Below are 9,188 nucleotides of genomic sequence, written 5' to 3' on the forward strand. Positions count from 1 at the left end.
AATCAAAAAGCCGTTCAAAGGCCGTGGGCTTTTGAACAGCTTTTCAAGTGTATGGCAGGGGCGGCTGGATTCGAACCAACGCATGGCAGGATCAAAACCTGCTGCCTTACCGCTTGGCGACGCCCCTAAAAATGTAACTCGCTTTGCAGGACTTTCGTTTCGTTGTACGCATAACCTGTTGGGTTAATGGCAGGGGCGGCTGGATTCGAACCAACGCATGGCAGGATCAAAACCTGCTGCCTTACCGCTTGGCGACGCCCCTGTATCGGACAACCGACAGTCTTGCATTCCTTCTCAAACCATGCCTTGAAGCTTGCGGTGCAACATGGAGATGTTGCGGCCCTGGGCAACGAAGCTCGGCAGAGTGGCCGGAAGTTGGCGGCGAACTTTATCAGCATCGCCCTTGTTTGGGAAGCTCCCAAACACACAAGCTCCAGTGCCGGTCAATCTAGCTGAAGTGAATTTATTCAACAAGATCAGCGCGTTACGTACATCCGGGTAACGCTTCTCGACCACCGGCTGGCAGTCGTTACGACCGCCCCCCTCAAGAAGGCTGCGAACTTTAATGGGCGGAGTATCCCGTGTCAACTCGGGATCGGAGAAAACTTCTGCTGTGCTGACAAAGACTTGCGGCGCTGCGACGAGGAACCAGGGTTCCGGCAGTTCTACCGGGGTCAGTCGTTCACCGACGCCTTCCGCGAAGGCCGCTCGGCCACGCACGAATACCGGCACGTCGGCGCCCAGGGTGAGGCCCAGTGCGGCCAGGCGATCTTCGCTCCAGCCCAGGCTCCACAGGCGGTCCAGGGCGAGGAGCGTGGTCGCCGCATCAGAGCTGCCACCACCGATGCCGCCGCCCATGGGCAGGCGCTTGTCCAGCCAGATGTCGGCGCCCAGCCAGCAGCCGGATTCGGCCTGCAGCTTGCGGGCGGCACGGACGATCAGGTTGCTGTCATGGGGGACGCCCGGGACTTCCGTGCGCAGATGGATTTCGCCATCCCGACGGACGGAAAAGGCCAGTTCGTCGCCGTGGTCGAGGAACTGGAAGAGCGTCTGCAGCTCGTGATAGCCATCGGCGCGGCGGCCGAGGATGTGCAGCATCAGGTTGAGCTTGGCCGGAGCCGGCAGGATGAGTTGCGCGTCCTGCATGTCACTGGCCGAGCTGGCGCGGCTGCCAGTCCTTGATCACCAGGGTGACATCAAGGTTCTCGCCACTGAGCTTGATGCGTTCGGGCAGGGCATAGCCGTTCTGTTCCACGTAGCTCAGGTACTGCACCTGCCAGCCATCCTGTTCGAGGCGAGCCAGGCGACTGTCTCCGTCGAGGGTCAGGCGGCTACGGCTGTCCGGGGCGGGCAGGCCGCGCACCCACCAGAGCAGGTGGGAAACCGGCAGGCGCCAGCCGAGTTGTTCTTCCAGCAGGGCTTCAGGGGTTTCGGCCTGGTAGCGGCCCTGGTTGGCCACTTCGAGCTCGATCCTGCCCGGGCGGCCGGTCAGGCGAGCCGCACCGCGACCCAACGGGCCGGACAGGCGAATGTCGTAATAGTCCTGGCGCTGCAGCCAGAACAGGGTACCGCTGCCGGAGTCCTTGGGCGCGCGGATGCCCACCTTGCCGCTGATCTGCCAGCCATCGAGGGCGCTGACCTGGGTCTTGTGGGCGTCCCAGCCGGCCTGGTTGCCCTGGCCTTCGAGGGTTTCGTGGGGGGCGAGTGCAGCGCAACCGGTGAGCAGGGCGAGCGCACCGGCGGCCAGGAAGTTACGTAAGCGCATGGATCAGATGTTTCCGGAGCCGGTCAGGCGTTGCAGGGTGTCACGGAGGATGGCGCTGCCGGGCTGTTTCTGCAGGGCTTCGGCCCAGACCTTGCGGGCTTCGACCTGTTTGCCCTGGGCCCAAAGCACTTCACCAAGGTGTGCGGCTACTTCGTGGTCGGGGAACTCCTGCAGAGCCAGGCGCAGCAGGCGTTCGGCCTCCGGCAGGTTGCCCATGCGGTAGTTGACCCAGCCGAGGCTGTCGAGAATTGCCGGGTCGTCCGGGTTCAGCTTGTGGGCCTGTTCCACCAGTTTCTTGGCTTCGTCGTAGCGCGTGGTGCGGTCGGCCAGTGTGTAGCCGAGGGCATTCAGCGCCATGGCGTTTTCCGGTTCGCGCTCGATGATGAAGCGCAGGTCTTTCTCGAGCTGGGCCAGGTCGTTGCGCTTCTCCGCCAGCATGGCGCGGGTGTAGAGCAGGTTGAGGTCGTCCGGGAACTGTTGCAGGCCCTGGTGGATAACCGTCCAGGCACGCTCCGGCTGCTGCCGCTCGGCCAGGCTCTCGGCTTCGATCAGGTAGAGCTGGATGGCGTAGTCGGGCTGGGATTCGCGGGCCTTGGCCAGGCGGGCTTCGGCCTCGTCGGCACGGCCGCTGTCCAGGAGGATGTTCACCTGGCGCATCTGCGCTGGCAGGTAGTCGTTGCCGGGGCCGACCTGGGCGTATTCGATCAGCGCGCTTTCCTTGTCGCCGCGTTTTTCGTAGACGTGGCCAAGGTTGAAGTGGGCGGAGTCGAGGTGGCTGCCGCGGTCCACCAGTTCTTCCAGATAGATCTGGGCTTCGTCCCAGGCTTCGCCCTCCAGGCAGACCAGCGCCAGGGAGTAGCGCAGGTCGTCGTCATCCGGGAACTGCTGGACCAGCCCGGAGAACTCGGATTTGGCCTCATCCAGGCGGCCTTGCTCCACCAGCATGCGGGCGTAGGTCAGGCGCAGACGTTTGTCGTCCGGGTGCTGCTTGATGGCTTTCTGCAGCAGCGGCAGGGCCTCGTCGTTGCGCTTGAGCGCCTGCAGCAGGCGGGCGCGGAGCAGGATCGGAGCGATTTCCGTGTCATCGGCGGGCACCCCTTCGAGCAGCTTGAGGGCTTCTTCGGTACGGCCATCCTGCTGCAGCAGCACGGCCTTGCCGAACAGAAGTTGGCTGTTGTCGGGGTGCTTGGCCAGCAGGCGGTCGAAACTCTGCAGCAGGCCGGCGCGGGTGTCCGCATCGGTTTCGGCCGCGGAAAGGGCAAGGAAATCGAAATGGGTGTCGCCCTGGCCCTGAAGCACCTTCTCCATAAAGGTCATGGATTCGTCATAGCGGCCGGCGCGAGCCAACTGCACGGCGGCGGCGCGCTGGGCATCGAGGTTGTCGGGAGAGTTCTTCGCCCAGATCAGTGCGGTATCCAGGGCGGCCTGGTCGGCACCCAGGTATTCGGCGATGCGGAAGGCGCGCTCGGCCACGGCCGGGTCCTGGGTCGCGTTGGCCTGCTGCACATAGTTGCCGAGGGCGATGTCGAAGCGGTTGCGCTGTCCGGCCAGTTCAGCGGCGAGCAGGGCGTAGAGGGTTTCGCGGTTGAACGAACTGTAGACCTCGGGCTTGGCGGGCGCGGAGGCCTGGTTGCCTTCCTCGACCGGCGGGGTGCCGTCCGGGGACTTGTGGGTCAAGCTCTGACAGCCGCCGAGGAACAGCAGGGCGGTCAGCAACGCGAGGGATCTATTCATAGGAGGGAAGGCGACTAACCAGCGAATGGCTCATCATGACACAAGCCGTCGGGCTAGCACATGGGGCCCAACCTGCGGCTGGGGAAAACCTGTTCGGCCAGACAATTATCGGCAGTGGTTGTCGTTGTTCGGGTGAAGTAGGACAATTGCGCGCCCTCCCGTTTCTGTTAGCGACCCTGCATGGCCTTCATTGCTCTTGGTATCAACCACAAGACCGCTTCGGTGGACGTCCGCGAACGTGTGGCCTTCACTCCTGAGCAGCTGGTGGAGGCCTTGCAGCAGCTGTGCCGTATCACGCCCAGCCGCGAGGCGGCCATTCTCTCCACCTGCAATCGCAGCGAGCTGTATCTGGAGCAGGACCACCCCAGCACCGATGAAGTGCTCGCCTGGCTGGCCGGCTATCACAACTTGAGCCTGGAAGAATTGCGTGCCTGTGCCTACGTGTATCAGGACGATGCAGCCGTCCGTCACATGATGCGCGTCGCATCCGGGCTGGATTCCATGGTCCTCGGCGAGCCGCAGATCCTTGGCCAGATGAAGTCCGCCTACGCCGTGGCGCGTGAGGCCGGTACCGTCGGCCCGCTGCTCGGTCGCCTGTTCCAGGCCACCTTCAGTACCGCCAAGACGGTGCGTACCGACACCGCCATCGGCGAGAACCCGGTTTCCGTGGCCTTTGCCGCTGTCAGCCTGGCCCGGCAGATCTTCTCCGACCTGCACCGCAGCCAGGCACTGCTGATCGGCGCCGGTGAAACTATCACCCTGGTCGCCCGCCACCTGCATGAGCAGGGGGTGAAGCGCATCGTGGTCGCCAACCGCACCTTGGAGCGCGCCAGCCTGCTGGCCGAGGAATTCGGTGCCCACGCCGTGCTGCTGGCCGACATGCCCCAGGAGCTGGCCCACAGCGATATCGTCATCAGTTCCACCGCCAGCCAGTTGCCGATCCTCGGCAAGGGTGCGGTGGAGCGTGCGCTGAAACAGCGCCGGCACAAACCGATCTTCATGGTCGACATCGCCGTCCCGCGCGACATCGAGCCCGAAGTGGGCGAGCTGGACGATGTCTACCTCTATACCGTGGACGACCTGCATGAGGTGGTCGCGGAAAACCTCAAGAGCCGTCAGGGCGCGGCCCAGGCCGCCGAAGAGCTGGTGGGCGCCGGCGTCGAGGATTTCATGCAGCGCCTGCGCGAGCTGGCGGCAGTCGACGTGCTGCGTGCCTATCGCCAGCAGGCCGAGCGTCTGCGTGACGAAGAGGTCGCCAAGGCCCAGCGCATGTTGCAGAACGGCACTGCGGCCGAGGAAGTGCTGGCCCAGCTGGCCCGCGGCCTGACCAACAAGCTGCTGCACGCCCCCAGCGTGCAGCTGAAGAAACTCTCTGCCGACGGCCGCTTCGACGCGCTGGCCGTGGCCCAGGAACTCTTCGCCCTCGACGAGGGCCCGGATAAACGTTCGCAATGAAAGCTTCCCTGCTGAACAAGCTCGATCTCCTCCAGGACCGCTACGAGGAACTCACCGCCCTGCTCGGCGATGCCGAGGTCATCAGTGACCAGGGCAAGTTCCGCGCGTACTCGAAGGAGTTCGCCGAGGTCGAGCCAGTGATCCTTGCGTTCCGCGAGTTCCGCAAGGTCCAGGGCGACCTCGAAGGCGCCCAGGCGCTGCTCAAGGACAGCGACCCGGACCTGCGCGAAATGGCCGAGGAAGAAGTGGCGCAGGCCCGTGAACAGCTGGCGGAGCTGGAAGACCGCCTGCAGCGCATGTTGCTGCCCAAGGACCCCAACGACGGCCGCAACGTGTTCCTGGAAATCCGCGCCGGCACCGGTGGCGACGAAGCGGCGATCTTCTCCGGCGACCTGTTCCGCATGTATTCCCGTTATGCCGAGCGCCAGGGCTGGCGTGTCGAGATCCTCTCGGAAAGCGAGGGTGAGCACGGTGGCTACAAGGAAGTTATCGCCCGCGTCGAAGGCGACAACGTCTACGCCAAGCTCAAGTTCGAGTCCGGCGCGCACCGCGTGCAGCGGGTGCCGGAAACCGAATCCCAGGGCCGCATCCATACCTCTGCCTGCACTGTCGCCGTGCTGCCGGAGCCGGACGAGCAGGCCGCCATCGAGATCAACCCGGCCGACCTGCGCGTCGATACCTACCGTGCTTCCGGTGCCGGCGGCCAGCACGTGAACAAGACCGACTCGGCGGTGCGCATCACCCACATCCCGTCGGGCATCGTGGTCGAGTGCCAGGAAGAGCGTTCCCAGCACAAGAACCGCGCCAAGGCCCTGGCCTGGCTGGCCGCCAAGCTGAACGACCAGCAGGAAGCCGCCGCCCACAAGGAAATGTCCGATACCCGCCGTTTGCTGGTGGGCTCGGGAGACCGTTCCGAACGTATCCGCACCTACAACTATCCGCAGGGCCGGGTCACCGACCATCGCATCAACCTCACCCTTTACGCGCTGGACGACGTCATGGCCGGCGGCGTGGAGGCGGTGATCGAGCCGCTGCTCGCCGAGTACCAGGCTGACCAACTGGCGGCCCTGGGAGATTGACGTGACCATCATCGCCAGTCTCCTCGGCCAGGCCCGCCTGCCGGACTCGCCTACTCCACGCCTGGACGCCGAGCTATTGCTGGCCGCCGCCCTCGGCAAGCCGCGCAGCTACCTGCATACCTGGCCGGAGCGCGTGGTATCCGGAGACGTGGCCGAACGCTACGCCAGCTTCCTGGAGCGTCGCCGCAGCGGCGAGCCGGTGGCTTATATCCTCGGTCACCAGGGCTTCTGGAGCCTGGATCTGGAAGTGGCGCCAGAGACCCTGATTCCGCGCCCGGACACCGAACTGCTGGTGGAAACCGCCCTGGCCCTGCTGCCGGCCAGCCCGGCCGAGGTGCTCGACCTTGGTGCCGGCACCGGTGCCATCGCCCTGGCGCTGGCCTGTGAGCGCCTGAGCTGGAAGGTCACCGGTGTCGATCGTGTTTGCGCCGCCGTGGAACTGGCCGAGCGCAACCGTGCGCGACTGAAACTGAACAATGCCCGGTTCCTGGAAAGCCACTGGTTCTCCGCGCTGGGCGAACAACGCTTTGCGATGATCGTCAGCAATCCGCCATACATTCGCGCTCAGGACCCGCACCTGGGCGAAGGTGATGTGCGCTTCGAGCCCGCCAGCGCGCTGGTGGCCGGCGCCGATGGCCTGGACGACATCCGCCAGATCATCCAGGACGCGCCCCGGCACCTGTTGCCCGGCGGCTGGCTGTTGCTGGAGCATGGTTACGACCAGGCCGCGGCTGTCCGTGATCTGTTGTCCCGCCAGGGCTTCCAGGTGGTGGAAAGCCGCCGCGACCTGGGCGGTCATGAACGCATCTCCCTTGGGCAATGGCCATGCTGAGTGATCAGGAACTCCTTCGTTACAGCCGGCAGATCCTGCTGCCGCAGATTGATGTCGACGGCCAGCTGCGCCTGAAGCAGGGCCGCGTCCTGATCGTCGGTCTCGGCGGCCTGGGCTCGCCGGTCTCCCTCTACTTGGCTGCCGCTGGCATCGGTGAGCTGCACCTGGCGGACTTCGACACCGTCGACCTGACCAACCTGCAGCGGCAGATCGTCCACGACAGCAACAGCGTCGGGCAGAGCAAGGTCGATTCGGCCATGGCCCGCCTGTCGGCGCTGAATCCGGACGTGCGCCTGGTGCCCCACACCCGCGCGCTGGACGAAGACTCCCTGGCCGCTGCCGTGGCAGCGGTCGACCTGGTGCTGGATTGCACCGACAACTTCGGTACCCGCGAGGCGGTCAATGCGGCCTGCGTGGCGGCTGGCAAGCCGCTGGTATCGGGCGCGGCTATCCGTCTCGAAGGTCAGCTCTCGGTGTTCGATCCGCGCCGTGACGACAGCCCCTGCTACCACTGCCTCTATGGCCACGGCAGCGAAGCCGAACTGACCTGCAGCGAAGCCGGCGTGGTCGGCCCGCTGGTGGGGCTGGTGGGTAGCCTGCAGGCCCTGGAAGCCCTGAAGCTGATCGCCGGCTTCGGTGAGCCCATGGTGGGCCGTCTGCTGCTGGTGGACGCCTTTGGCAGCCGCTTCCGCGAGTTGCGGGTCAAGCGCGACCCGGCCTGCGAAGTCTGCGGGGCGCGGCATGCCTGAAGCCGCCGCGATCGGGGTCTTCGACTCGGGCGTCGGCGGTCTTTCCGTCCTGCGGGAAATCCGCTCCCTGTTGCCCCGCGAATCGCTGCTCTACGTCGCCGACAGCGGCCACGTCCCCTATGGCGAGAAGAGCGCCGACTTCATCCGCGAGCGCAGCCATCGCATTGCCGGGTTCCTGCTCGAGCGCGGTGCCAAGGCGCTGGTGCTGGCCTGTAACACCGCTACCGTCGCCGCGGTGGCTGACCTGCGCGAGCGTTATCCACAGTTGCCCATCGTCGGCATGGAGCCGGCCGTCAAGCCCGCCGCCGCGGCTACCCGCAGTGGCGTGGTGGGGGTGCTGGCAACCACCGGCACGCTGAAGAGCGCCAAGTTCGCCGCATTGCTGGATCGCTTTGCCGGAAACGTGCGAGTGATCACCCAACCCTGCCCGGGCCTGGTGGAGCGCATCGAGGCGGGCGACCTGATGGGGCCGGACACGCGTGCGTTGCTCGCGGGCTATGTCCAGCCCTTGCTGGACGAGGGCTGCGATACCCTGATCCTCGGCTGCACCCATTACCCCTTTCTGCGTCCGCTGTTGCACCAGTTGGTACCGGACTCGATCAGCCTGATCGATACGGGCGCTGCGGTGGCGCGCCAGGTGCAGCGCCTGCTGGAGGCTGGTGGGTTGCTGGCGGAGGGACCGGCAGAACCCTGCCGTTTCTGGTCCAGCGGCGATCCGCTGGCAATGCAGGAAATCCTGCCGGTGCTGTGGGGAGAATCTGCCCGGGTGGACGACTTCCCCGACTGACAGAAAGTTCCGTCAGATTTCTTTCCCCGATTAAAAAGCTATCTATAATCGCTGCCAGGTATTAACGAATTCTGTCAGCACTTCAGAACAAGGACTGCTTTCATGAAGAAACTTTTCTGCTGGGCCGCCGCAGCAGCCATTTCCTTGGGTCATATCGTCTCCGTGCAGGCTGCGGATGTTTCTCTGGATATCGGCCAGACTGGTGAGTCCACCATGGTGTACCGACTGGGCACCCAGTTCGATTTCTCCAGCAGCTGGTTTGCGAGCGACGTGGGTCGCCTGACCGGTTACTGGGATGCCGCCTACAGCTACTGGGACGGTGATGAGAGCGCCAGCAACCACAGCCTTTCCTTCGCCCCGGTATTCGTCTACGAATTCGCCGGTGAAACCGTGAAGCCCTATGTCGAAGCCGGCATTGGTGTGGCCCTGTTCTCGGACACCGACCTGGAAGACAACGACCTGGGCTCCTCCTTCCAGTTCGAGGACCGTCTGGGCGTGGGCCTGCGCTTCGCCAACCAGGAAGTCGGTCTGCGCGCCATCCACTACTCCAACGCCGGCATCAAGCAGCCGAACGACGGCGTCGAGTCCTACAGCCTGCACTATCGCCTGTCCTTCTGAGGCGAAACCGCAGCAAGAGAACCGGGCCAGGTGCCCGGTTTTTTATTGGGTGCGCCAGGCATGGCGCGTAGCGCCGTGACTGGCGCTGTTCGGTTCACTGTGGTGGTGAACTGGACGACTTGGAGGTGGAAGTCCTCTGCACGCCCGGCAAGGGGAAGTGCTAGCGGAA

The 9,188-nt window shown here is 64.9% G+C and carries 9 protein-coding genes and 2 tRNA genes; 6 read left to right on the top strand and 5 right to left on the bottom strand.

Annotation, left to right across the window (positions count from 1 at the left end):
• Positions 1-52: 52 nt before the first annotated feature.
• From ACFW0B_RS24745 to ACFW0B_RS24765, 5 genes are all read right to left on the bottom strand, one after another.
• A tRNA-Gln gene (locus tag ACFW0B_RS24745) sits at positions 53-127 on the bottom strand.
• Between the two features lie 60 nt (positions 128-187).
• Positions 188-262 (bottom strand) — tRNA-Gln (locus ACFW0B_RS24750).
• Positions 263-294: 32 nt separating this feature from the next.
• Entirely contained in the window at positions 295-1,146 is an 852-nt protein-coding gene (gene ispE, locus ACFW0B_RS24755) for a 4-(cytidine 5'-diphospho)-2-C-methyl-D-erythritol kinase (protein ID WP_449151610.1), read from the bottom strand.
• A 1-nt stretch (position 1,147) separates the two neighbouring features.
• The gene (lolB, locus tag ACFW0B_RS24760; protein ID WP_449151611.1) at positions 1,148-1,765 is read right to left on the bottom strand and encodes a lipoprotein insertase outer membrane protein LolB; all 618 of its coding nucleotides are present in this window, start codon (positions 1,763-1,765) and stop codon (positions 1,148-1,150) included.
• 3 nt (positions 1,766-1,768) lie between these two features.
• Positions 1,769-3,499: a tetratricopeptide repeat protein gene (locus ACFW0B_RS24765; RefSeq protein WP_449151612.1), complete on the bottom strand. Its 1,731-nt coding sequence runs from the start codon at positions 3,497-3,499 to the stop codon at positions 1,769-1,771.
• 180 nt (positions 3,500-3,679) lie between these two features.
• Between ACFW0B_RS24765 and hemA the strand changes: the two genes are divergently transcribed.
• From hemA to ACFW0B_RS24795, 6 genes are all read left to right on the top strand, one after another.
• On the top strand, positions 3,680-4,954 hold the full coding sequence (gene hemA / locus ACFW0B_RS24770) for a glutamyl-tRNA reductase (RefSeq protein ID WP_449151613.1): 1,275 nt from the start codon (positions 3,680-3,682) through the stop codon (positions 4,952-4,954).
• The gene (prfA, locus tag ACFW0B_RS24775) at positions 4,951-6,033 is read left to right on the top strand and encodes a peptide chain release factor 1 (RefSeq protein ID WP_449151614.1); all 1,083 of its coding nucleotides are present in this window, start codon (positions 4,951-4,953) and stop codon (positions 6,031-6,033) included. Before hemA ends, prfA begins: the two co-directional genes overlap by 4 nt.
• A 1-nt stretch (position 6,034) precedes the next feature.
• Entirely contained in the window at positions 6,035-6,865 is an 831-nt protein-coding gene (gene prmC, locus ACFW0B_RS24780; RefSeq protein ID WP_449151615.1) for a peptide chain release factor N(5)-glutamine methyltransferase, read from the top strand.
• A complete protein-coding gene (locus ACFW0B_RS24785; RefSeq protein WP_449151616.1) occupies positions 6,859-7,614 on the top strand; it encodes a molybdopterin-synthase adenylyltransferase MoeB in 756 nt (251 codons plus the stop codon). Before prmC ends, ACFW0B_RS24785 begins: the two co-directional genes overlap by 7 nt.
• Positions 7,607-8,401, top strand: coding sequence for a glutamate racemase (gene murI / locus ACFW0B_RS24790; protein ID WP_449151617.1), 795 nt, complete (start codon positions 7,607-7,609; stop codon positions 8,399-8,401). The genes ACFW0B_RS24785 and murI overlap by 8 nt, the downstream gene beginning before the upstream one ends.
• A 102-nt stretch (positions 8,402-8,503) precedes the next feature.
• The gene (locus ACFW0B_RS24795) at positions 8,504-9,019 is read left to right on the top strand and encodes an acyloxyacyl hydrolase (protein WP_449151618.1); all 516 of its coding nucleotides are present in this window, start codon (positions 8,504-8,506) and stop codon (positions 9,017-9,019) included.
• The last annotated feature ends 169 nt before the right edge of the window (positions 9,020-9,188 follow it).

It is taken from the genome of Metapseudomonas phytobenefica (genome assembly GCF_043392685.1).
Classification (GTDB): Bacteria; Pseudomonadota; Gammaproteobacteria; order Pseudomonadales; family Pseudomonadaceae; genus Metapseudomonas.